Below are 23366 nucleotides of genomic sequence, written 5' to 3' on the forward strand. Positions count from 1 at the left end.
TCCGTACGGTGACAGATCGTCAAGACTGTGCGCAGAAAGGTCCACGGCGCGTCTTCACGCGCTCCCGGTTCCCGAGGTGACAGGACGGTCCATGTGAACATCCGCGAACTCGCACGCCTGTCCGGCGTGTCCACGGCCACCGTCTCCCGTGCGCTCAACGGCCGCGGCGAGGTGAGCGAGGTCACGAGGCGACGGATAAGCGAGCTGGCCCGCGAGATGGGCTATGCGCCGAACGAGCCCGCCCGCACTCTGGTCAGACGGCGTTCGGACACGATCGGGCTGGTGTGGGACAGCGGGTACGAGCGCCGCGGCCTGCACCACCCGTTTCTTCAGGGCCTGCTGAGCGGGGTGCGCGCCGCCCTCCAGGACGCCGGCTACCACTTGATGCTCCTGACCACCGCCGGGGACAAGGACGACGACGACACCTATCTGCAGGCGGTGCGGCGGCACAACCTCGAGGCGGTGGTCGTCATGGGCGTCCAGTCCGACGACCGGGCGGTGCGTGCGCTGGCCGACTCTCCGGTGGTGTGCGTCGGGATCGACCTGGCGCTGTCGGGTCCCCATACCGCCCGGGTCACCTCGGACAACGAGGCGGGAGCGGCGGCAGCGGTCAGGCACCTGTTCGAGCTGGGCCACCGCCGGCTGGCCACGATCACCGGTCCGGTGCACATGCCTCCCGCCGCCGACCGGCTGAAGGGATTCCTCACCGCCTGCGCGGAACTGGGCGTTCCCGTGCCCGACAGCCATGTCCGCGAAGGAGACTTCTTCCTGGCCGGCGGCCAGCAGGCGATGGCGGAGCTGCTGGCGCTGCCCGAGCCGCCGACCGCGGTGTTCGCCGCCGGGGACCAGATGGCGATAGGCGCCCTGCACGCCGCCGCGCAGGCCGGGCGCGCGGTGCCCGCGGACGTGGCCGTCGTGGGCTTCGACGACATAGACGCCGCATCCCTGGTGCGGCCCGCGCTGACAACGGTCGCGCAGGACGAACGGGCACTGGGCGCCGCGGCCGTCGCCGCGTTGCGGAGGATGCTGGAGCGCAGACACGAAGGCGACGGCACCGCGGACGGCAGCGGCGCCGCCGACCCGGGTACGCATGTGGTGTCGACGCGGCTCGTGGTGCGTGAGTCGTCGGCACCTCGGTGACACTTCGCCAAAGACGAGCGAGGAAGTTGCGCTTGCGCGGCCCATGCCGGGCGGTCGGGCCGAACCGGGTGGCAGGCCACCCGAGGGGGACTCCCGGAAGGAGGAACGGTCATGGGACGCCACCACCGGACACGGCTGCCCGTCCGGGCCACCTCCGCGGTCGCCGCGCCGGCGGTCGGATGCGACTCGAACGAAGCGGGTGCGGACCGGCAGGGAGCGAAGGACACCGCGGCCACGGCGGCGCCGTCGCGCACAGCGCACACGGGGGCGCCGCACCCGACCCGCTCGGGTGCGGCGAAGGACACCCGGGGCACGGCCGACGTCAACGGCACCGCTGACGCGGACGGTACGAACGGCGGCACGCCCACGGCCGGTACCGGCGCGAAGGCGGCGCCGGGGTCGGGCGCCCCTGGCAATGATCCGCCGGCGGTTGCAGGCACGGCCCCGGAGGGGGCACCGGCCTCCGGTCCGGGGATCAGTCCTCTTCGGCGAGGATCAGATACAGCTTCTTGCGCGCCTCGTTGACCACGGCGACCGCCTTGGTCCGCTGCTCCTCACTGCCGCCGGCCATCACCTGGCCGAAGGCCGTGAACAGCCCGCTGGCGGCCTGCTTGACCTCACGCAGGGCCTCCCAGTCGACGTCCCTGCCCGCCTGCTCCCACGGAGCGTCAGGGCCGGAGTCGGCCTCGGTACGGCCTTCCTCGGTGAGGGTGAACAGGCGCTTGCCCCCGGACTCCTCGCTGGTGATCAGACCCTCGTCCTCCAGCAGTTGCAGGGTCGGGTAGACCGAGCCCGGGCTGGGCCGCCAGGCCCCTCCGCTGCGCTCGCCGATCTCCTGGATCATCTCGTATCCGTGCATGGGACGGTCCTTCAGCAGCGCCAGGATCGAGGCGCGCACATCGCCGCGCCGAGCCCTGCCGCGGTGCCCGCGCCCGCGCGGGCCTCCACCCCAGGGTCCACCGCCCCAAGGGCCTCCCCCGCCGGGTCCGGGGCCGAACGGCCCGAATGCCGCACGCCTCTCCCAGCGCCCTTCACCGTCACACGGTCCATGCCTGTGGGAACGCATCGTACGTTCTCCCTTCTCATGACTATCACGATGCCTCAACGATATATCGGAATCTGTCGCATGACAAGGCCCTCACGACAAGGCCCCGAAGAATCCGCGGCTCAAGCCCCGAGGGGCGCACCATCCACCCGTGGGCAAACCGTCCGCGCCGCGGGCACACCGTCCACGCCGCGCGCACACCAGGCCACCGTTGCCGGATTGGCCATGCCCAAGCGCCGGTTCCACCGCCTAGAGTCGGCGGCATGCGCATCAGAATCGTCGACGCCTTCAGCGACCGTCCGTTCGCCGGGAACCCCGCCGGTGTCGTCCTGCTCGACGGATCGGCCGGCTTCCCCGACGCGCCGTGGCTCCAGCAGGTGGCCGCCGAGGTGAACCTCTCCGAGACCGCGTTCGCCCATCCCGTCGCCGACGACCCCGACGCCGACTGGGCGCTGCGCTGGTTCACCCCCGCGACCGAGGTGAACCTGTGCGGCCACGCGACCCTCGCCACCGCGCACATCCTGCGCAGCACGGGGGCGGCCGAGGGTACGGTCCGCTTCCGCACCCGCGGCGGAATCCTCACCGTGCTTCCCGCGGCCGGTGGCGCGCTGACCCTGGACTTCCCGTCCGCGCCCGCCGACCCGGTGGCGACGCCGCCGGAACTCGTGCGGGCCCTGGGCGCCGAGCCGCTGTCCTCGTACGACACCGGGGCCCTCGGGGACCTGCTCGTGGAGGTCGCGGACGAGAAGACCCTGCGCGGCCTGGCCCCCGACCTCGCCGCCCTCGCCCGGCTCGAGCACCGGGGTGTCGTGGTCACCGCGCCCGCCGAGGTCCAGGACGCGGACTACCAGTACGTCTCCCGCTTCTTCGCCCCGGCCGTGGGTGTGGACGAGGACCCGGTGACCGGCAGCGCGCACACGGCCCTGGCTCCCTACTGGTCCGCCCGGCTCGGCCGCCCCGAGCTGGTGGGCTACCAGGCGTCGGCCCGCGGCGGCCTTGTGCGCACCAGGCTCGTGGGCGACCGGGTCCACATCACCGGCCGGGCCGTCACCGTGATCGACGGCGAGCTCCTGACCCAGCCCTGACTCAGCCCCCGGCGACGCTCACGCCGCCCACTGGCTCGCGGCTTCCGCGGCCCACCCACGAGCCCGGCTACCCGGTCGGCAGCCAGCTCACCTTGCCCGCCAGCAGGGCGTAGCCGACGAACGCGACGGTGTCGATCAGGGCGTGCGCCGCCACCAGCGGTCCCACCCGCCCCCATTTGCGGTAGAGCAGGCAGAAGATGACGCCCATCGCCATGTTCCCGACCATGCCGCCGAGCCCCTGGTAGAGGTGGTAGGTGCCGCGCAGCACGGAGCTGAAGGCCACGGCGGCGGGCCAGGACCACCCCAACCGGCCGAGTCTGCGCAGGACGTAGCCGACGACGATCACTTCCTCGAGCACCGCGTTCTGCACGGCGGAGAGGATCAGGACGGGAATCCTCCACCACACGTCGGGCAGCGACTCGGGGACGACCGTGAGGTTGAACCCCGCCGCCCTGGCCCCGAGGTACAGACCGAGCCCGGTTCCCCCGATGCACGCGGCGACCACGGCGCCCCAGCCGAGGTCGAACCAGCGTCTGCGCAGGTCGAAGCCGATCGTCCGCAGCGAGGCTCCCTCGCGCAGGAGCAGATGCGCGACCAGCGCCACCGGCACCAGCGCGGTCGCGATCCCGAACAGCTGCCACGCCAGGTCCAGCCACGGCCGCCCGGGGGCCTGCGAGCCCACCAGGGTCGCCGACTGGTTCTTCAGCCCGCCGGGCTTCGTCACCGACCCGGCGAAACTGATCACCGCCGCGACGGCCCTGGCCCCCAGCGACAGGGCCAGTACCAGCATGAGTTCGGAGCGCAGCATCCGCCGCGACAGCCCGGTTCCCTGAAGTCCCTCAACCGAAGTGCTTGTCACAGCCATCCCAACGCGGCACGGGCGCCCCAGGTGCCGCGCACGACCCACCGTCACCCTGAGCGCGGGTGCGATCACGGCGGGTTCGGGCGGCGCCCGACGCCGCGCTCAACGGCCCAGGGCCGCACCCGACGGCTCAGGATCGCACTCAGCGGCACCCAGGCCGTACTCAGCAGCCCCAGGCCGTTGCTCAGCGACTCGGCGCCCCGTACTCACCCGATGGGCCAGGTGTGCACCGGGTCGCCCTCGCGCATCAGTTCGCCGTAGCGCCGGGTCATCCCCGCGAGCGCCTCCGCCCGGCTGAGGTCTCCCTTGTCGCGCAGGTGGTGGAACATCCGCGTCTGCCACTCGGCGCCATTGACCTCCAGCCGGCAGCGGCCCTCGATGACCGACAGATAGTGATCGCGGTCCACCGGCTCCACGCCCCAGGCGTCCAGTCCCGCGCCGGCCAGAGGCAGCAGTTCGTCGAGAACCAGACGGGTCACCGGCACCTGCGTCAGGCCGCCGCGTCGGGGCCACCGGATCGTCGCGCCGATACCGTCGCGGGCGGCCGCGTGGAAGTTCTCGGCCGCCACCTCGAACGGGAGCCTGGACCACACCGGGCGCGCCTCCTCGGCGAGCGCGCGCACCAGCCCGTAGTAGAAGGCGGCATTCGCCAGGACGTCGGCCACGGTGGGTCCGGCGGGAAGCACCCGGTTCTCCACCCGCAGATGCGGCACCCCGTTGACGACCTCGTACACCGGCCGGTTCCAGCGGTAGATCGTGCCGTTGTGCAGGACCAGCTCACGCAGCGAGGGCACCTCCCCGGCGTCCAGGACGCGCTGGGGATCCTCGTCGTCGCAGATGGGCAGCAGCGACGGGAAGAACCGCACATTCTCCTCGAACAGGTCGAGCGCCGAGTCCACCCAGCGCTCACCGAACCACGCCAGCGGCCGCACGCCCTGGGCTTTGAGCTCCTCGGGGCGGGTGTCGGTGGCCTGCTCGAACAGCGGGGGCCGGGTCTCGCGCCACAGCTCCCGGCCGAACAGGAACGGCGAGTTCGCCCCGACGGCGACCTGCACGGCCGCCATCGCCTGAGCGGCGTTCCACACCTGCGCGAACCGGGCCGGGGTCACCTGGAGATGCATCTGCAACGAGGTGCAGGCGGCCTCGGGAGCGATGGTGCCCGAGGTCATCGCCAGTTCCTCGACGCCCCCGATGTTCAGGGTGAAGTCCTCCCCGCGCGCGGCGACGATCCGGTCGTTGAGCAGTTGGTAGCGCTGCGCGCGGGACAGACTGGAATGGACGAGGTCCCGCGCGCCGAGCGTCGGCAGGATGCCCACCATCACGATGCGGGCGTCCTCCTCCTGCGCCTTGCGGTCCGCGTAGGCGAGTCCGGTGCGCAGTTCCTCCGCCAGCTCGTCGAAGACACGTCCGCGAATCCGGTGCGGGGCGACGTTGACCTCGAGATTGAATTGCGCAAGCTCCGTCTGGAAATCCCGGCTCGCTATCCTCTCCAGCACCTCGTCGTTCACCATCCGCGGCAGTCCCGCGGAGTCCACGAGGTTCAGCTCTATCTCCAGCCCCATGAGGTTGCGAGGGCGGTCGAATCGCTTCTCTTCCAACAGCTGGGCCAAGGCCGACAGGCATCGCTGGAGTTTCTCCCGGTACCGCTGCCGGTCGGACAGGTCGAACCCGCTGACGGCGACCTTCTCCCCCATCGAAGCCCTCCCTCTCGTGTGGGCGTGCCCCGATGATGCCCAGTCGATAAGATCCATAACGCGCCTGGGGCGGCGCCGCGTCCCGGTACGCTGCTACCCATGGCGGTCCGGCACATTCCCCTGGCATAGGAGACTTTCGGCACACTGCCGACACGTGTGGTCGAAAACACCGACCGGAACTGGCCGTCCCATACATGTGGGAACCCGCAGGTCACCCCTTCGAGGCAACGGCCCGTCCTGGAAATATGTCACCGCACAACGGCCGGAAATGCCCTTGTGGGCAAAACCGGCGGGCGATAGCCAAAACAGTGGGTGAACAAATGTCGTATAAACTCGCTACACGGCAGAGAGCCCGCGATCCACCCCCCGCAAGCGCCCTCGGCGCCACGCAGCCAAGGGAAGGGATCCGCATGCCACCGCCACACGGCCCAGCAACCGCCGCCCCATGGGCGCTGCGGTCGGCCTGCCGCGCTCCGCTGCTCTGAACCACCGCACGCTCCCCCCGCACCGCCCATCTCCGAGCGAGAGGCGACCCTCCATGCCGCTGCACACCGTCCCAGCCCCCGCTCCCGCCCTCCAAGCGGTGCTGGCGGCCCTCAACTCCCCTTCCGCCACCCGTGGGGCGCCCACCCTGCACAACTCCCCCGGGCCGGTCACGACCACACTTGCGCACCCGGTCCATGTGCTCGACGTCCCCGACGAGGCGGTCGGCTCCCGCTGCGCCCTGACGTCGACCCGCTGCACGGGATGGAGGTTCCTGATCAACGCCGGCGAGACACCGATCGCCAGCGCCGAGACCGTCCGCACACCCGACGGCTGGGCCTTCTCCCATTTCAGCCAGGGCCCGTTCGTCACCTCCACCCATCTGGCGATGCGCCAGGCCCACACCCTTCCGACGCGGTACCAGCCCCGCCTGCTGTCGGTACCCGGCCTCTACATGCTCGCCCTGTGGCTACACAACGACTCGAGCGCGGACAGTGCCAACGACCTCCTCATACCGCTCGCCCCGGCACCGCTCGGCATCCCGGCCCACCACCCGCACAAGGCGACGGAGCTGCTGTCGGCGCTCACCCGCCGACTGACGCACCGGATCACGCCCTCCCCGGCCGTGCTCACCACGACCGCTCTGACCAGCACCGCCTGACCGCCCACCGCGGCGGCTGTCACCGAACGGCACCAGGGCCCGCCCCGGCCTATGCCCAGGGCGGGCCCTAGCCATGTCCGGCCATGCACAAATAGCCCGAACGGGTGGGGGTGTGACAAGCAACCGCCCGCCCGGGTAACGCGTCCTGATTGAGCAAGAACTCCTCATCAGAAATCCATGCGGAAACGAGCCGAGCGGGCAACACTGGGACTCGGCAGTACCACCGCTCAGCGGACACCGCAAGACCACATCGAACGGGGGAAGCGGCATGAACACACCGTCAAGCCGCTCGCAGACCACATCCCAGCGAAAGACACCATCCATGTGCCAGCACCAGCCGACGTGCCCCACCGCAGACTCTCCCGACCGGGAGGCCGCCCACACCGTGGCGCACCACCCGGAGCAGGGCTGGAGCCTGCTCTGCAACGGCGTCCTGCTCTTCGAGGACACCGGGGAACTCCTGCCCGACGGGCAGATCATCGCCCCGCACAGGCCGTTGAGCCATCGCCTGGTCACCGCGGCCTGAGCCCCGCCGCAGCACCCGAGCACGGCGAACACGAGTCCGGCGGCCCCCGCACGGCGGCCGAGCACGGCGGCCCCGGCGGAGCGGCCCTTCACCGAACGGCAGGGCCGTCATCGAACGGCAGGGCCTTCACCGAACGGCAGGGCCGTCACCGGACGGCAAGGAACGGCGCCACCGCACAGCGACAGAACGGGGCCGGATCGGCGTTTCACCGCCTCCCCGGCCCCGCCCCTCATTCGGTCCGCGTGATTCAGCCCTCGTACTCGTCCATCGGAGGGCAGGCGCACACGAGGTTGCGGTCACCGTACGCCCCGTCGATGCGACGCACCGGCGGCCAGTACTTGTCCGCCGCGGACACCCCGGCCGGGAACACGGCCTCCTCGCGCGAGTACGCGTGGTTCCACTCCCCGCCCAGCGCCGCCGCCGTGTGCGGCGCATTGCGCAGCGGGCTCTCCTCGGCGCTGACCTCGCCCGAGGCCACCCGGTCGATCTCACCGCGGATGGCGATCATCGCCTCGCAGAACCGGTCGATCTCGTGCAGGTCCTCGCTCTCCGTCGGCTCGATCATCAGCGTTCCCGCCACCGGGAACGACATCGTCGGCGCGTGGAAGCCGTAGTCGATCAGGCGCTTCGCCACATCGTCCACGGACACACCCGTGGCCTTGGTCAGCGGGCGCAGGTCGACGATGCACTCGTGCGCCACCAGCCCGCCGGGCCCGGTGTAGAGCACCGGGAAGTACGGGGCGAGCCGCTTGGCGATGTAGTTGGCACTGAGCACCGCCACCTGGGTGGCGCGCTTGAGCCCCTCACCGCCCATGAGCCGCACATACGCCCACGAGATCGGCAGGATGCCCGCCGAGCCCCAGGGAGCCGCCGAGACCGGGCCCACGCCCGTCTCGGGACCCGCCGCGGGCTGGAGGGGGTGGTTGGGCAGGTAGGGCGCCAGGTGGGCGCGCACCGACACCGGGCCGACACCCGGGCCACCGCCGCCGTGCGGGATGCAGAACGTCTTGTGCAGGTTCAGGTGGGAGACGTCCGCGCCGAACCTGCCCGGCTGGGCGAGCCCGACCAGCGCGTTGAGGTTGGCGCCGTCCACGTAGACCTGGCCGCCCGCGTCGTGGACCGCGGCGCACACATCGGTGATGTGCTCCTCGAAGACGCCGTGCGTCGAGGGGTAGGTCACCATCAGCACCGCCAGGGTGTCGCGGTGCGCCTCGATCTTGGCGTGCAGGTCGTCGACGTCCACGTCGCCGTCGTCGCGGGTCTTGACCACCACGACCTTCATGCCCGCCATGACCGCGCTGGCGGCGTTGGTGCCGTGCGCGGAGGAGGGGATCAGGCAGATCGTGCGCTGCTCGTCCCCGTTGGCCCGGTGGTACGCGCGCACCGCCAGCAGACCGGCGAGCTCGCCCTGGGAGCCCGCGTTGGGCTGGAGGCTGACCTTGTCGTATCCGGTGACCGCCTCGAGCTGCTCCTCCAGGGCGCGGATCAGGCTCAGGTAGCCCTCGGCCTGCTCGGTGGGCACGAACGGGTGCAGCGCGCCGAACTCGGGCCAGGTCACCGGCTCCATCTCGGTGGTGGCGTTGAGCTTCATCGTGCAGGAGCCGAGCGGGATCATGCCCCGGTCCAGCGCGTAGTCGCGGTCGGCCAGGCGCCGCAGGTAGCGCAGCATCGCCGTCTCGGAGCGGTGCTGGTGGAAGACCGGGTGGGTGAGCACCTCGCCGCGGCGGGCCAGCTCGGCCGGGAGGGCGTCCTCGGTGGCGGCGTCGAGCGCGTCGATGTCACCGGTGACCCCGAAGGCGTCCCAGACCGCCGCGACCTGCGCACGGGCCGTGGTCTCGTCGCAGGCGACGCCGACGAGGTCGGCGTCGACCTCGCGCAGGTTGATGCCGGCGTCACGGGCCGCGGCGACGACCTCGGCGGCGCGGCCGGGCACCCGGGCGGTGACGGTGTCGAAGAAGGAGTCGTGCACGATCTCGACGCCGCCGGCCCGCAGGCCCGCGGCCAGGACCGCGGCGTAGCGGTGCGTGCGGTCCGCGATGGCCCGCAGCCCCTCGGGACCGTGGTAGACGGCGTACATCCCGGCCATCACGGCGAGCAGGACCTGGGCGGTGCAGATGTTGCTGGTGGCCTTCTCCCGGCGGATGTGCTGCTCGCGGGTCTGGAGGGCCAGACGGTAGGCGCGATTGCCGTCGACGTCGACGGAGACGCCGACGAGGCGGCCGGGCAGGTTGCGGGCGAACTTGTCGTGCACGGCCATGAAGCCGGCGTGCGGGCCGCCGAAGCCCATGGGCACACCGAAGCGCTGGCTGGAGCCGACGGCGATGTCGGCGCCCATCTCACCCGGCGGCTTCAGCAGGGTCAGGGCGAGCAGGTCGGCGGCGACGGTGGCCACGGCGCCGAGACCGTGGGCCTGCTCGATGACCGGGGTGAGGTCGCGCACGGCGCCCCCGGCGCCCGGGTACTGGAGCAGGACCCCGAACAGGCCACGCTCGGCCAGACCCTCGGGCAGACCGTCGGACAGGTCGGCGACCAGGACCTCTATGCCCTGTGGTTCCGCCCGGGTCCGCACCACGGCGATGGTCTGCGGCAGGCAGTCGGCGTCCACCAGGAACAGGCCCTGCGAGCCCCGCGGCGCCCTGGCCTTGCACACGCGGCGCGCCAGCGCCATCGCCTCTGCGGCGGCCGTGCCCTCGTCCAGCAGGGAGGCGCCGGAGGTGGGCAGGCCCGTCAGATCGGCGACGACGGTCTGGAAGTTCAGCAGCGCCTCGAGGCGGCCCTGGGAGATCTCCGGCTGGTACGGGGTGTACGCGGTGTACCAGGCCGGGTTCTCCATGACATTGCGCAGGATCACCGGCGGGGTGAACGTGCCGTAGTAGCCGAGCCCGATCATCGGGTGGAGCACCTGGTTGCGGTCCGCGAGGGAACGCAGTTCGGCGAGCACCTCGGCCTCGCTGCGGCCCTCGGGCAGACCGAGGACCGCGGCGCTCTTGATCACGTCGGGGACGGCGGCCGCGGTCAGCTCCTCCAGCGAGCCGAAGCCGACATGCGCCAGCATCTTCGCCTGGGCGCCATGGTCGGGGCCGATGTGGCGCTGCTCGAACGGCGTGTCCCGCTCGAGTTCGGTGAGCGGGGTGCGCTGCGAACCGCTGTTCGGTGTGGCAGTCATCTTGCGGAGGCCTCCTGGTCGTCTGCGACCTTCGAGGGGCACCACGGCGCGTGTGCCCGGACGGCCTCCCCCTCTGTCATCTCAACCTGAGAGCTTCGCCGGGATGCTCGCGGGGCTTTCCGCGGACACCGGCTTTCACCGTCGGTGAGGGAGGGGGTCCGGAGGTCCTGCGCCCTTAACCCGCCCTGCTTTCCAGAGTGACCTCGTCCGTGCGGTACGGGTGCCTGAGAGATTCCGGGGAGGAGTTGCTCCTTCGGCGCCTCCGCCGCTGGGACGGAGGACTCTCCCGCATGGGGTCTACAGCCGTCTCAAGACTATCAGCGCCCTCCCTCGAGCGATCCTTCCGGCTGCCTCGACTCGACACGGCACGGTTTGTGCATTTTGGTGTGATTATCACTAATGTCGTCCCCAAGTGCCGCTCCACGAGTGAGTGGCACTCGTAAGCGCTGGAGGAACCGTGCAGACCGACATCGATCCACGGACTCTGATCGGCCGCAAAGCCTTCGACCGCAACGGCACCAAGATCGGCACCGTCGACGAGGTCTACCTCGACGACGCGACGGGTGAGCCCGAGTGGGCGGCGGTGCGCACCGGACTCTTCGGCCGGGACGCCTTCGTCCCGCTCGAGCCCAGCGAGGTCGTCGGCAACGAGCTCCGTGTCCCGTACGACAAGGCGCTGATCAAGGACGCGCCCGACTTCGGCGTGGGACGCCATCTGTCCCCCGAGCAGGAACTCCAGCTCTACCGCCACTACGGCCTCGACGTCGATGACAGCGGCCCCACTCCCCCGGACCGCGATTTCGGCAACCTCGCTCCCGACAGCGACTGAGCCCCTCCAGGACCTCCCGCCCCGGCCTCAGCCCACCAGGGGCAACGGCGGGGCCGGCTCGAGCTCCGGGTCGTCGGCGGCGAAGGTCCTCACCCGTCCGGGCGCAGCGCCCGGCACCTCGAAGCGCACCGTCACCCGGCCCAGACCGCTGCCCTGCACCCAGCCGGGCCCCAGCGAGGCATGGCGGACATCCTGCCCCGGCAGCCACCGCCGCGAGACGGGCACCGCCTCGGACTGTCCGGGGCCGGGCTCCCCGGGCCCCGCTTCCCCACCGTGCCCGTCCGTGCCCTGCTCGCTCCCGCCCGCCTCCCCAGCCCCGGCCGCAGCCTGCGGGGCCGCAGCCTCCAGAGCCGCGTCCGCCGCCGCCTGCGCGAACAGGTCCTCCTGGGTGAAGTCGGCCAGCCCGGAGACGCCCACGCCGAGCAGCCTCACTCCTCCGGTCGTATCCACCTGCTCCATCAGGCGCTGCGCGATCTCCCGCACCACCGCGGGGTCGTCCGTGGGCGCCCGCAGCGTATCCGACCGCGTGAGGGTGGAGAAGTCGTAGCGGCGGACCTTGATCACCACGGTGCGCCCGGACCGGCCGGCCTCCCGCAGCCGCCGCACACACCGCTCGGACAGCCGGTCGATCTCCTCACGGACCCGCCCCCGGTCGGCCAGGTCCACCTCGAAGGTGTCCTCGACCGACACCGACTTCGCCTCCCGCTCGGCCACCACGGGCCGGTCGTCGTGCCCTACGGCCATCGCGTGGAGCCCGGCTCCGTGCGCCTTCCCCAGCAGGCGCACCAGCTCCGCCTCGCCCGCGGCCGCGACATCCGCCACCGAGGTCATCCCGGCCCGGCGCAGATGCTCTGCGGTGGCGGGCCCCACACCCGGCAGGGTGCGCACCGGCATGGGTCCGAGGAGCTCACGCTCCGTACCCGGCGCTATGACCATCAGGCCGTCCGGCTTGGCCTCCTCGGACGCGATCTTGGCGAGCATCTTGGACCCGGCGAGCCCGACCGATCCGGTCAAGGATGTGGCCGCCTTGATGTCGCCGCGCAGATCCTGCGCGATGGCCCGCGCCGTCTCGGTGACGGCCTCGGAATCCTCCGTTCGGAGCAATGACCCGTGCGGACCCGCCTCCAGATCCACGAAGGCCTCGTCCAGGCTCAGCGGCTCCACGAGCGGGGACAGCTCCCGCAGCAGTCCCATGACCGTCTCGCTGATATCCCGGTAGACGGCGAAGCGCGGCACCAGATAGGCCGCGTGGGGGCAGAGCCTGCGGGCATGGGCCATGGCCATCGCGGAGTGCACACCGAAGCGCCGGGCCTCGTACGAGGCCGTGGCCACCACCCCGCGCGGGCCGATACCGCCGACGATCACCGGCTTGCCCCGCAGGCTGGGCTTCGCCGCCTGCTCCACGGACGCGTAGAACGCGTCCATGTCCAGGTGGAGGATGGTCGGCACACTTCTCACCAGTCGATCGTGCCGCACCCCACCGACAGTGGACCTCGAACGCGCTACCGACTCGCCGAGAGCGCTTTGTCGACACTGTGCTCACGCGGCCCGAGGAAGCGCGGCGCGGGCCGCACGGAGGCGTCCCAGGCCGCCTTCGCGGCGGCCACCACCTCACGGGCCCCGCCGTACCACCAGGTGGCGTCGTGCTCGTTCTCCACGGCCACGCCGTGGACGTCGATCCCCGCGGCCCGGCACAGGGCCACCGCCCGGCGTATGTGAAAGCTCTGGCTGACCAGCAGCGCCTTGTCGACGCCGAAGATCCTCTTGGCCCTGGTGCACGAGTCCCAGGTGTCGAAGCCCGCGTAGTCGTCGGCGATCCGGTCGCGCGGCACCCCGCGGCGCACCAGGTAGGAGCGCATCGCGGTCGGCTCGTCGTAGTCGGTGCGGCTGTTGTCACCGGTGACCAGTACCGCCTGGACGGTGCCCTTGCGGTACAGCTTCGCGGCGGCGTTGAGGCGCCCGGCCAGATAGGGGCTGGGTTTGCCCCCGGCATACAGGCCCGCGCCGAAGACGACCGCGACGGGCGCCGACGGAGCGTCCTCGACGTCGGTGACCAGTGAGTCGGCGGACACGAACAACCAGGTGATCGGCAGCAGGGCCGCCACCGTGACCAGGGTCAGCACCTGAAAGGCACGCCGCTGCCCCCGGCGCCCGGCCAGTGCCCGCGAGAAGCCCTCGACCCACCGAGCCGCGCGCCCCACTCAGCACCCCTGTCCTCGCTCGGCACCCCATCGGTGCCGCTCACGGGGACAGACGCCCGATCACCCCGCCCGGTTGCGCCTGCGGGCCAGCTCGTCGGCCGGGTTGTGGCCGATCAGGGTCTCGCCGGTGTCCACCCGCTCACCGTGCAGCTGCGCCAGCGCGCCCTCGACCTCGCGCCACACCACGCCGACCGCGATGCCGAAGACACCCTGCCCGCCCTGGAGCAGGTCCACGACCTCGTCGGGAGACGTGCACTCGTACACGGTCGCGCCGTCGCACATCAGGGTCATACGGGCGAGGTCGGACAGTTCACGGGAGCGCAGGTGCTGCACGGCCGTTCGGATGTTCTGCAGCGACACACCGGTGTCCAGCAGCCGCTTGACGATCTTCAGGACGGCGACGTCGCGAAAGCTGTACAGGCGCTGGGTCCCCGAGCCGCCGGCCGCCCGGACACTGGGCTCGACCAGGCCGGTACGGGCCCAGTAGTCCAACTGGCGGTAGGTGATCCCGGCCGCGGCGCACGCCGTGGGACCGCGGTAGCCGATGAGAGCGGGCTCCGGCTCCGGAACCGCCTGGACGGCCTCGTCCGCGGGCAGCCGGGGAGAGCTCTGCGCCAGGGGACCCCGGATCGGAAAAGCGCTTCCCGCGGCTGTGCCTTCGCCGGTGCTTCTCACGCCGACCTCCGTCCGATCGAGTCCCCGAACGATCCTCTGGGGAACCCCCGCCCGCCCCCGTGGAGCGCCTCTGGCAGATGCTTCCGGGACCTTCCCTGACGACGGTAGGCAGTCACTACGGGTGCGTCAACGATCGCCACACTCGGCACGCCGTGTGATATCCACCCCACGAGTGGTTTCACGTGACCACTCAACGGGTAAAGAGAGCCGGATGAGCGCCCGACCTCACTGGTTGCTGGTGCCGAAGTCCTCCGGCGAGATCTGGTCCAGGAACTCGCGGAACTTCTCCACCTCGTCCTCCTGCTCGTCCGGAATCGCGATCCCCGCGTCGTCGAGCACACCGTCGCTGCCGAAGATCGGCGTATTGGTGCGCAGGGCGAGCGCTATCGCGTCGGACGGCCGGGCGCTGACCTCGACACCGCTGGCGAACACCAGCTCCGCGTAGAAGACGCCCTCCCGCAGGTCGGTGATCCGGACCTCGGTGAGCTGCTGGCCGACCGCCTCCAGCACGTCCTTGAACAGGTCGTGCGTCAGGGGCCTGGCAGGGGTCATCCCCTGCTGGGCGAAGGCGATGGCGGTGGCCTCTCCGGGTCCGATCCAGATGGGCAGGTACCGATCGCCCCCCACTTCACGCAGGAGCACGATCGGCTGGTTGGAGGGCATCTCGACCCGGACGCCCACGACGTCGAGCTCGTTCACACAGCAACCCTAGGCCGTGCCCGACGGGTTTGGGTAGTCGGGCCCTCGCCTTCGAGCCCTCCCACCGGTGCGGACACAGGGCCGGAGCGGGTTCAGAGCATCCGTGCCCGCAGGCCCGATTGGACCAATGCGGCGTGCAGCCGGACCGACAGTGCGGCCAGATCGCGGGCCGTCGACTCCGCGTGAGCCCGGGTCTGGGGGTTGCGGTGGCGGCGCAGCGGGGCCACCACCTGCTCGACCAGGCCGACCTCCCGGTCGGCGCCGGCCTTGACCGCACGCAGGTGCCGCGGCTCCAGACCGAACCTGCCGAGGTCGGCGATGATCTTCGCCACATTGAGCGCGTCGGCGTCGTACCCGCCGTCGGAGCCCGGCGCCAGCAAGCCGTAGGACTCCCACTCCTCGAGGTCCTGCTCGCCGACCCCGACGGCGGCGACGAGCTCCGCGCGCCCCAGCCTGATCGGCCGGCCGCCCGCGTCGGCGGCGGGGTCGATCAGCTCCAGGCGCGCCTCGTCCACGGGCGAGCAGGACCGCCGGTCCGCGGGGGCGGGCAGCGGCACCGACTCCCCGCGGTCCAGCGCGTCCAGATGCTCGCGGATCACCTTGAGCGGGAGGTAGTGGTCGCGCTGCATCCGCAGCACGTAGGCGAGCCGGTCCACGTCCCTGGCGCTGAACTTGCGGTAGCCGGAGGGAGTGCGCTGCGGTTCGACGAGCCCCTCCGCCTCCAGGAACCTGATCTTGGAGATCGTGACCTCGGGGAACTCGTCACGCATCAGATTGAGCACCGCTCCGATGCTCAACAGCTGACGGTCCGCGGTCGCGGCGCCCTGTACGGCACCGCCTGCCGGTGTACGAAGCATGCCCGTCCCAGTCCTCTCACGCTCCACCCGCCGAGCACCGCCCGCCGCCGCAGTCCCCGGGCGCCGCCGCTACGCGGCTCCCCAGTGGCTGGCGTAGAAGACCAGCCGGTACTTGCCGATCTGGACCTCGTCGCCGTTGACCAGGGGCGTCGAGTCGATGCGCTCACGGTTGACATACGTGCCGTTGAGGCTGCCGACGTCGGTCACCGTGAAGCCCTGGTCGCTGCGCCGGAACTCCACATGCCGGCGCGAGACCGTGACGTCGTCGAGGAAGATGTCGCTCTCAGGGTGGCGGCCCGCCGTGGTGACGTCGCCGTCCAGCAGGAACCGGCTGCCGGAGTTGGGACCGCGGCGCACGATCAGCAACGCGGAGCCCTGCGGGAGCGCGTCCACTGCGGCCTGGGCCTCCGGGGACAGCGACGGCAGCCCCTGGCCCTCGCCCTCGTGGGCCTCGAGCCCCGAGATCGAGATCGTCGAGGTCGTCTCCGAGGGGCGCTCGGAGGGGGTCCCCGGCCGCAGAGGAGCGCCGCAGTTGGAGCAGAAGCGGCTCGCCTGCGGATTGCGGTGGCCGCACCTGGTACAGACCGGCATGGATTCGGCCTCCTGCCGCGACTGGCCCGCGTGGGACGCATGCGGGTCGGAGGCAAACCCTCCACCCGTAGTTGAGCTTGATGGTTCTTCGAAACCTATGCGTCCGGCACCGGCAGGGTCAACAGAACCCGCGCCGGGCCCGGCGGAAAAGTCACCACCTGGAGCAGTCGGCGGCTCACGGAAGAGCGGACGGCCCTCGCAGCCGTCCGAATCGCCTTCCGGAGCGCCCCGCATCCCGGGCACGGAGCCACCCTGCCCCCTGCCCGCCCGGTGCCGCGCGGAGCGGTCGTCATCGGACTGCCGGGACTTGCCGAACAACTTCGCAAACAACTTCACGGGCGATTCCCCTTGAAAGAAACAGACCCGCCCGTGGGGCAGGACGAACCCTCTTGGCCGGTCCACCGGCCAGTCACCAACGCCCGTCCCCGCGGGACGGGACCCCTCCGCGTACCGGGCACTGCCCCGGCCGGCGCCTTTTCGCCCAGCTCCACCCGATACCTCATTCCGGTGCCGAGCGAGCGTAGTCAGGCTTCTTCGCCTGCCGCAAGGCGCTCACGACGATCTTCTCACTGCGCGCAACCTCTACGGAGGCCTGCTCCTTCTCCATGCTCTGGACCACGCCGCCGGGGATGTTGAGAGCCGGCTCGAGGTCCTGCGGATTGCCGATCACCTTGAAGCGGTAAGGCTGCGAGACCCTGCGTCCGTCGATCTCGACGCCGCCGGACTTGAGGTCGTCGGAGAAGAAGGTGTCCGCCACGACGCGCACGTCGTTGATCTGAATCGCCTCCGCCCCTGCGGCCCGCAGCTCCTGCAACGTGTCGAGAAGCATATCGGCACGAACGTGACCACCCGCATCGTTGATCGTCAAAGTGATGCCCGGTCCCTGCGCCGCCACACTTCCGGCGAGCACACCGAGTTCGTTCGCCTTCTTCTGCGACTGCTTGCGGGCCGCGGCGGCCTGGTTGGAGCTGTTCTCCAGCTCCGTGCGCTGGCTCTCCAGATCGCGCTTGTCCTCGCCGAGCCGCTGGTTCCTGCTGTCGAGCTCGTCGAGGATGCGGACGAGGTCCTCCTGGCGGGCGCCGCGCAGCCGGCTCTGATCGCTGGTGGTGCGCACCTGGATGGCGAGGCCGAGGCCGAGGGCGAAGAGCAGCAGGGCGACGATGAACTGCGCCCGTGAAAGCCGCGGCGGCCACAGCGCCGCGGCGAGCCGCTGCCGCCCGGTGCGCTGGGGCGCGGGGGCGGCCGCGCGGGTGGGTGCGGTCGCGGGGGCGGGAGCGGCGGCGGCGGGCGGAACACGGTCCTCGGAGGGCCCGGCTCCGGAGGCAGCGGCCGCAGAGGCGGCCCGCCCGGAGACACCGGTCTTGGGAGGTGCGGTCCGGGGAGTCCGGGCCCCGGGGGCGCCGACGTCCGAAGCGGGCGCGCCGGGGGCCGGCGTCCCAGGGGTACGGCTTCGAGGAGTGGAGGGCCGACTGGGCCGGGGACCCCGGTCCCCGCGCTCCTCGGATCGGGCCGAGGGGTTCTGACGCTGCCCACTCGCGCCCTCGCGGCGCGCCGCCTCGCCCGGCCGCGGCCGGTCGGGGGACGGCCCGGTGACGGGAGTGCCACGGTCCGGAGCGGCTGGGCCCGGGCGTTCGGCGTTCACGCCCTCGCGGCCTGCCGGTCCGGACGGTCGGGGGTCGGCCGAGGGCTCGGGCCGGGCCGGGCCGGTCCCGAGAAAGCCGGTCCCCGAGGCCGTGGACCCGGAAGCCGCGGACCCCGAGGCCGCAGACCCGGGGGCCGTAGACCCGGGGGCCGTGGGCCGGGCGGGACCAGGACCGGGAGTCCCCGTTCCCGCCGCCTTCGGCCCGCGCTCCTCGGCCTGCGACGCCACGTCCGGTCGGTCCTCGCTCGCATCCTCGCGGCGCGGCTGGTCCGGGCTCGGCGGGAGCGACGGGTTCTGTGCGTTTTCGTCGGTCATGCGCTCACGCCCGGAACACGTGGCGGCGGATCGCGGCCGCGTTGGAGAAGATGCGGATACCCAGGACGACGACCACGCCCGTCGACAGCTGCGAGCCGACGCCCAGCTTGTCGCCGAGGTACACGATCAGCGCGGCCACGACCACGTTGGACAGGAACGAGACCACGAAGACCTTGTCGTCGAAGATGCCGTCCAGCATCGCGCGCACACCGCCGAACACGGCGTCGAGCGCGGCCACCACGGCGATGGGCAGGTAGGGCTCGAAGGCATCCGGCACCACAGGCCGGACGACCAGTCCCACCACGACTCCCACGACGAGGCCCAGTACGGCGATCACGATGTGCCCTTTCCTGTCCCTGGTTCACTTGCTCCCGCGGCCCCGGCCTTGGGCGGCGGTGACGCCGAGCGCACGACGAGGCTCGGCGCGGCGGGCAGACGCAGCTCGCCCTGCGCCGAGATGCTCCACCGGATTTCGAAGTTCTCGTGCAGCGCCCGCAGATACCTGCCGTCGACACTGTCCTGGAACACGGTGCTCAGCCGCTGCCCGTCCCCGACCGCCAGCACCGTGTAGGGAGGCGGCAGCGGCTTGTTGTCGACGAGTATGGCGTCGCCCGCCGCGCGGATCGCGGACAGGGCGGTCAGCCGCTGCCCGTTGATCGCGACGGCCTCCGCGCCGGACTGCCACAGGCCGTTCACGATCCGCTGAAGATCACGGTCGCGCAGCCGCCCGGTGTCCGAGAAACTGGAGTTCTGCCGGGGACCGCCGCCCTGGCCCTGCTCGGCATCCTTGGCGTCGTCGAGGACGAGCTTCACACCCGGCCCGGTCACCGGGGTGGCTCCCGAGAGCAGCGACATCAGCTTGGTCTCGCTGTCCCCGCCGTGCGCCTTGAGAGCCCGGCTGCGGGACGTGTCCAGCCGCTTGCGCAGGCTCTGTACCTCACGCTGTGTGCGGTCCGCCTCCGCGGACGCCTTCTCGATGCGCTTGATCAGCGCTCCGCGCTCCTTGGCGAGCGTGGGAGCGGACTCCTGGGCCTGTGCGGCACCAAGGGTCACCACCAGCGCCGCGAGTATGAGCCCGCCGGCGAGACCGAGCTTGCCCCGCACTGTCCGCGGCAGCCGTGCAGTCCCCGTCTCCCCGCGCCTGGCGGCCGCCTCCGCGTAACCGTCGTCAAGGCTGTGGTCCATGACGTTGTTCAGCAGCGACATGGAGGCATCGGGACGCGACGGTCGCGACGGGGTGCTCCGGACGGGGTGCTGCTGCGGCATGCCGCACATCGTTGCACGTGGGCCGCAGTGCCCTCGAACGGGCCCTGCCGCAACCGTGGTTAGGGACCGGATCGTGACAATGGCAGCACCACGCTCCGGCACCGTCCGGTGCCGGAGCGTGGTGACGAGCCGTTCTCCGCTTCCACCGAGCTCCCGCGACCCGGGGCAATCAGCGGGAGTTGATCAACGTCCCGCGTCAACGTCCCGCGCTGTCGACCACCGTCGCCCACTCGTCGAGCAGCGTCTGCGCGGAGGCATCGTCCGGGCCCTCGGCCCACAGATGTGTCACGGCCTCGGCCGGGTCCGGCAGGACCATGATCCAGCGCCCGTCGGCCTCCACGACCCGGACGCCGTCCGTGGTGTCCACGGAGCGGTCACCGGCCGCCTCCACCACCCGCCGCATCACCAGACCCTTGACCGCCCACGGGGTGGCCAGGTCACGGCGGTGCACATGCGCCCTCGGAATCCGGGCATCGATCTGACTGAGCGTCAACTGAGTACGTGACACCAGGCCGATCAGCCTCACGAACGCAGCCGTGCCGTCGAAGACGCTGCTGAACTCGGGAACGATGAAGCCACCGCGCCCGTCGCCGCCGAAGATCGTGCCCTCTTCCTCCCCCACCCGGGTGAGGTCGTCGGGCGAGGTCGTCGTCCACTGCACCTGCGTACCGTGGTACGCCGCGACCTGCTCGGCGATACGCGTCGTGGTCACCGGCAGTGCCACCCTGCCGCTGCGGCGCTCGGCCGCGACCAGGTCGAGCAGGACCAGCAGCGCCCTGTCGTCCTCGACGATGCGGCCGCGCTCGTCCACGAGGGAGATCCGCTCGCCCACGGGGTCGAAGCGCACTCCGAAGGACGCCCGCGCCGACGACACCATCTCCCCGAGCCGGATCAGCGCCGAGCGGCGCTCGTCGCGGGTCTCGGTCGGCTTGGCCTCGTCGAGACCGGGATTGATCACGAGGGCGTCGACGCCGAGACGACCGAGAAGGCTGGGCAGGACAAGCCCGGCGCTGCCGTGCGCCGCGTCGATGACGACCTTCAGTCCCGCCTCGGCGACCCCGGAGGTGTCAACCGCCCGCAGCACCGCGCCGGCGTAGGAGTCGAACACGCTGGAGGGGAAGGTCAGGTCGCCGATCTCGCCCGGGAACGCGCGCCGGTACTCCTGGCGTGCGTAGACCCGGTCGAGCTTGCGCTGACCGGCCTGGGACAGATCCGCGCCGCGCTGGTCGAAGAACATGATGTCGACCGAGTCCGGGACGCCCGGAGTGGTGCGGATCATGATGCCGCCCGCACTGCCTCGCGCCGTCTGCTGGCGGGCGACGGGCATCGGGACGTTCTCCAGGTCGCGTACATCGATCGCACTCGCCTGGAGAGCGGAGATCACGGCACGCTTGAGCGCACGCGCACCACGGGAGTGGTCACGGGCGGTGGTGACCGTCGAGCCCTTCTTCAACGTCGTGGCGTAGGCGCCGGCCAGTCGCACGGCGAGTTCCGGGGTGATCTCGACATTGAGGATTCCAGAGACCCCTCGGGCACCGAAGAGGTGCTCCTGGCCACGGGACTCCCAGATCACCGAGGTATTGACGAAGGCTCCGGCCTCGATGGTCTTGAACGGGTAGACCCGGACATTGGCCGCGATGATCGACTCCTCGCCGATCAGGCACTCGTCGCCGATGACCGCGCCGTCCTCGATCCGGGCGGCCCGCATCACGTCGGTGTTCTTGCCGATGACGCAGCCGCGCAGATTGCTGTGCTGGCCGACGTAGACGTTGTCGTGCACCACCGCCTTGTGCAGGAACGCACCGGACTTGACCACGACATTGCTGCCGAGGACGGTGTGCTCGCGGATCTCGACGCCCGCTTCCACCTTGGCGTAGTCACCGATGTACAGGGGTCCGCGCAGCACCGCCTCGGGGTCGACCTCAGCCCCCTCGGCGACCCATACACCGGGCGAGATCTCGAAGCCGTCGACGTCGACGTCGACCTTGCCCTCGAGCACGTCGGCCTGCGCCTTCACATAGCTCTCGTGCGTGCCCACGTCCTCCCAGTAGCCCTCGGCGATATAGCCGTAGATGGGCTTGCCTTCCTTCATCAGCTGCGGGAAGACGTCACCGGACCAGTCCACGGACTCGTCGGCGGCCACGTAGTCGAAGACCTCGGGCTCCATCACATAGATGCCGGTGTTCACCGTGTCCGAGAAGACCTGGCCCCAGGTCGGCTTCTCCAGGAAGCGCTCCACCTTTCCTTCCTCGTCGACAATGGTGATGCCGAATTCCAAGGGATTGGGGACACGGGTGAGGCACACCGTGACCAGTCCGCCCTTTTCCCGGTGGAACCGGATCAGGTCGGTCAGGTCGAAATCGGTGAGGGCGTCACCGGAGATGACCAGGAAGGAGTCGTCCTTGAGCGCCTCTTCCGCGTTCTTGACACTGCCGGCGGTGCCCAGGGGCTTTTCCTCGTTGGCATAGGTGAGGTCCATCCCCAATTCCTCACCGTCGCCGAAGTAATTGCGTACGAGTGAGGCGAGGAACTGCACGGTGACCACGGTCTCGGTCAGCCCATGCCTTTTGAGCAGCCGTAGGACATGCTCCATGATCGGCCGGTTGGCGACCGGAAGAAGCGGCTTGGGCATACTCGAGGTCATCGGGCGAAGGCGGGTGCCTTCGCCTCCGGCCATCACGACGGCCTTCATGTCGGAAGCGTCCTCCTTGAAGAGACGGCTGGCTGGCCGACCTTGTCCGTTACGGACGGGCCCGGTGAGGTGATCCACTCACGGGCACCCGGCACGCTTCCGTCGGGGGGACGGGCTCGCCGGGAGCGGGCTCAGTCGGCCGCGGCATCCGCGCGAGAGATTCGGCGGACCTGCACCACGTAAAGGATCCCTGCCCACCAGTACAGAGTTGTACCCCATCCGGCGAACGCCCATCCGAAAATCGCAGCCAGTTCGGCCGGCCAACCGGATCCGTCGCTGAGAAGGAGTAGAGGGAAGGCGTACATGAGGTTGAAGGTGGCCGCCTTGCCGATGAAGTTCACCTGCAACGGTCCGTAACCGTGGCGCGACAGGATCACCAGCATGACGCCGAGGAGGAGCTCGCGGGCCAGGAGGAGAGCGGTGATCCACCACGGCAGGATCTCGCGCCAGGTGAGGCCCACGAGGGTCGAGAGGATGTAGAGGCGGTCGGCGGCCGGATCCAGGACCCGGCCGAGGTTGCTCACCTGGTTCCACCGGCGGGCGAGCTTGCCGTCCAGGTAGTCGCTGATCCCGCTCAGTGCCAGGACCAGCAGCGCCCAGCCGTCGCAGTTGGGCCCGCCGAACTCCGGACGGAGGATGAGCCACAGGAACAGCGGCACCCCGAGGAGACGCGCCATGCTGAGAACGTTGGGGATGGTGAGGACACGGTCGGTCTGCACCCGTGTCTCCTGAACCTCCACCCGAGGGGCCTCCTGTTACAACGGGCTGACGATGCCCCCTGACCCTACCCGACGGGCAAAAACACAAAGAGGCTGGGTACTCGCCCGAAGACGAGTACCCAGCCTCTGTCAAATTTTGTTCGGCGGCGTCCTACTCTCCCACAGGGTCCCCCCTGCAGTACCATCGGCGCTGTAAGGCTTAGCTTCCGGGTTCGGAA

General features: G+C 70.8%; 20 protein-coding genes, 1 rRNA gene and 1 riboswitch. Of the genes, 5 read left to right on the forward strand and 16 right to left on the reverse strand.

Annotation, left to right across the window (positions count from 1 at the left end; all coding sequences use genetic code 11):
* Positions 1-93 precede the first annotated feature (93 nt).
* Complete coding sequence (locus tag IEY86_RS08035; protein WP_189130829.1) at positions 94-1140, forward strand: LacI family DNA-binding transcriptional regulator; 1047 nt, start codon at positions 94-96, stop codon at positions 1138-1140.
* 475 nt (positions 1141-1615) lie between these two features.
* Here IEY86_RS08035 and IEY86_RS08040 read toward each other — a convergent pair whose 3' ends face one another.
* Positions 1616-2206 carry a PadR family transcriptional regulator gene (locus tag IEY86_RS08040; protein WP_189130830.1) on the reverse strand — a complete coding sequence of 197 codons (591 nt, stop codon included), beginning with the start codon at positions 2204-2206 and terminating at the stop codon, positions 1616-1618.
* Positions 2207-2448: 242 nt separating this feature from the next.
* Here IEY86_RS08040 and IEY86_RS08045 point away from each other — a divergent pair, with 242 nt between their 5' ends.
* Positions 2449-3270, forward strand: a complete 822-nt coding sequence (locus IEY86_RS08045; protein WP_189130831.1) for a PhzF family phenazine biosynthesis protein — start codon at positions 2449-2451, stop codon at positions 3268-3270.
* 67 nt (positions 3271-3337) lie between these two features.
* Here IEY86_RS08045 and IEY86_RS08050 read toward each other — a convergent pair whose 3' ends face one another.
* Together IEY86_RS08050 and IEY86_RS08055 are read right to left on the reverse strand one after the other, a co-directional pair.
* Positions 3338-4135, reverse strand: coding sequence for a CPBP family intramembrane glutamic endopeptidase (locus IEY86_RS08050; protein ID WP_189130832.1), 798 nt, complete (start codon positions 4133-4135; stop codon positions 3338-3340).
* A 203-nt stretch (positions 4136-4338) separates the two neighbouring features.
* Entirely contained in the window at positions 4339-5826 is a 1488-nt protein-coding gene (locus IEY86_RS08055; protein WP_189130833.1) for a glutamate-cysteine ligase family protein, read from the reverse strand.
* Positions 5827-6364: 538 nt separating this feature from the next.
* On the opposite strand from IEY86_RS08055, the gene IEY86_RS08060 reads away from it, so the two are divergent.
* Both IEY86_RS08060 and IEY86_RS08065 read left to right on the forward strand, forming a co-directional pair.
* The gene (locus IEY86_RS08060) at positions 6365-6970 is read left to right on the forward strand and encodes a hypothetical protein (RefSeq protein ID WP_189130834.1); all 606 of its coding nucleotides are present in this window, start codon (positions 6365-6367) and stop codon (positions 6968-6970) included.
* 322 nt (positions 6971-7292) lie between these two features.
* Entirely contained in the window at positions 7293-7496 is a 204-nt protein-coding gene (locus tag IEY86_RS08065) for a DUF5999 family protein (RefSeq protein ID WP_308425112.1), read from the forward strand.
* Positions 7497-7743: 247 nt separating this feature from the next.
* Here IEY86_RS08065 and gcvP read toward each other — a convergent pair whose 3' ends face one another.
* A complete protein-coding gene (gcvP, locus tag IEY86_RS08070; RefSeq protein WP_189130836.1) occupies positions 7744-10662 on the reverse strand; it encodes an aminomethyl-transferring glycine dehydrogenase in 2919 nt (972 codons plus the stop codon).
* 202 nt (positions 10663-10864) lie between these two features.
* Positions 10865-10961, reverse strand: a riboswitch (glycine riboswitch).
* Between the two features lie 158 nt (positions 10962-11119).
* Between gcvP and IEY86_RS08075 the strand changes: the two genes are divergently transcribed.
* Positions 11120-11491: a PRC-barrel domain-containing protein gene (locus IEY86_RS08075; protein ID WP_189130837.1), complete on the forward strand. Its 372-nt coding sequence runs from the start codon at positions 11120-11122 to the stop codon at positions 11489-11491.
* Between the two features lie 27 nt (positions 11492-11518).
* On the opposite strand, the gene IEY86_RS08080 is transcribed toward IEY86_RS08075, so the two are convergent.
* From IEY86_RS08080 to rrf, 12 genes are all read right to left on the reverse strand, one after another.
* Positions 11519-12949, reverse strand: coding sequence for a DNA polymerase IV (locus IEY86_RS08080; protein WP_189130838.1), 1431 nt, complete (start codon positions 12947-12949; stop codon positions 11519-11521).
* Positions 12950-12993: 44 nt separating this feature from the next.
* Positions 12994-13692 carry a SanA/YdcF family protein gene (locus tag IEY86_RS08085; protein WP_189130839.1) on the reverse strand — a complete coding sequence of 233 codons (699 nt, stop codon included), beginning with the start codon at positions 13690-13692 and terminating at the stop codon, positions 12994-12996.
* 60 nt (positions 13693-13752) lie between these two features.
* Positions 13753-14367, reverse strand: a complete 615-nt coding sequence (locus IEY86_RS08090) for a MerR family transcriptional regulator (RefSeq protein WP_189130840.1) — start codon at positions 14365-14367, stop codon at positions 13753-13755.
* Positions 14368-14592: 225 nt separating this feature from the next.
* Positions 14593-15066, reverse strand: a complete 474-nt coding sequence (locus IEY86_RS08095; RefSeq protein ID WP_189130841.1) for a bifunctional nuclease family protein — start codon at positions 15064-15066, stop codon at positions 14593-14595.
* 92 nt (positions 15067-15158) lie between these two features.
* A complete protein-coding gene (gene ftsR, locus IEY86_RS08100; RefSeq protein ID WP_189130842.1) occupies positions 15159-15923 on the reverse strand; it encodes a transcriptional regulator FtsR in 765 nt (254 codons plus the stop codon).
* 69 nt (positions 15924-15992) lie between these two features.
* Complete coding sequence (locus tag IEY86_RS38005) at positions 15993-16892, reverse strand: double zinc ribbon and FHA domain-containing protein (protein WP_189130876.1); 900 nt, start codon at positions 16890-16892, stop codon at positions 15993-15995.
* A gap of 121 nt (positions 16893-17013) precedes the next feature.
* Entirely contained in the window at positions 17014-18156 is a 1143-nt protein-coding gene (locus IEY86_RS36295) for a DUF881 domain-containing protein (RefSeq protein ID WP_229698230.1), read from the reverse strand.
* Positions 18157-18475: 319 nt separating this feature from the next.
* Positions 18476-18808 carry a small basic family protein gene (locus IEY86_RS08115; RefSeq protein ID WP_189130843.1) on the reverse strand — a complete coding sequence of 111 codons (333 nt, stop codon included), beginning with the start codon at positions 18806-18808 and terminating at the stop codon, positions 18476-18478.
* Positions 18805-19746, reverse strand: a complete 942-nt coding sequence (locus tag IEY86_RS08120; protein WP_189130844.1) for a DUF881 domain-containing protein — start codon at positions 19744-19746, stop codon at positions 18805-18807. Before IEY86_RS08120 ends, IEY86_RS08115 begins: the two co-directional genes overlap by 4 nt.
* A gap of 187 nt (positions 19747-19933) precedes the next feature.
* Positions 19934-22429, reverse strand: a complete 2496-nt coding sequence (locus tag IEY86_RS08125) for a mannose-1-phosphate guanyltransferase (RefSeq protein WP_189130845.1) — start codon at positions 22427-22429, stop codon at positions 19934-19936.
* A 131-nt stretch (positions 22430-22560) separates the two neighbouring features.
* Entirely contained in the window at positions 22561-23169 is a 609-nt protein-coding gene (gene clsA, locus IEY86_RS08130) for a cardiolipin synthase ClsA (protein ID WP_189130846.1), read from the reverse strand.
* Between the two features lie 117 nt (positions 23170-23286).
* Positions 23287-23366: ribosomal RNA gene (rrf, locus tag IEY86_RS08135) — 5S ribosomal RNA — on the reverse strand; the annotation flags it as partial.

Source organism: Wenjunlia tyrosinilytica (assembly GCF_014646055.1).
Lineage (GTDB): Bacteria > Actinomycetota > Actinomycetes > Streptomycetales > Streptomycetaceae > Wenjunlia > Wenjunlia tyrosinilytica.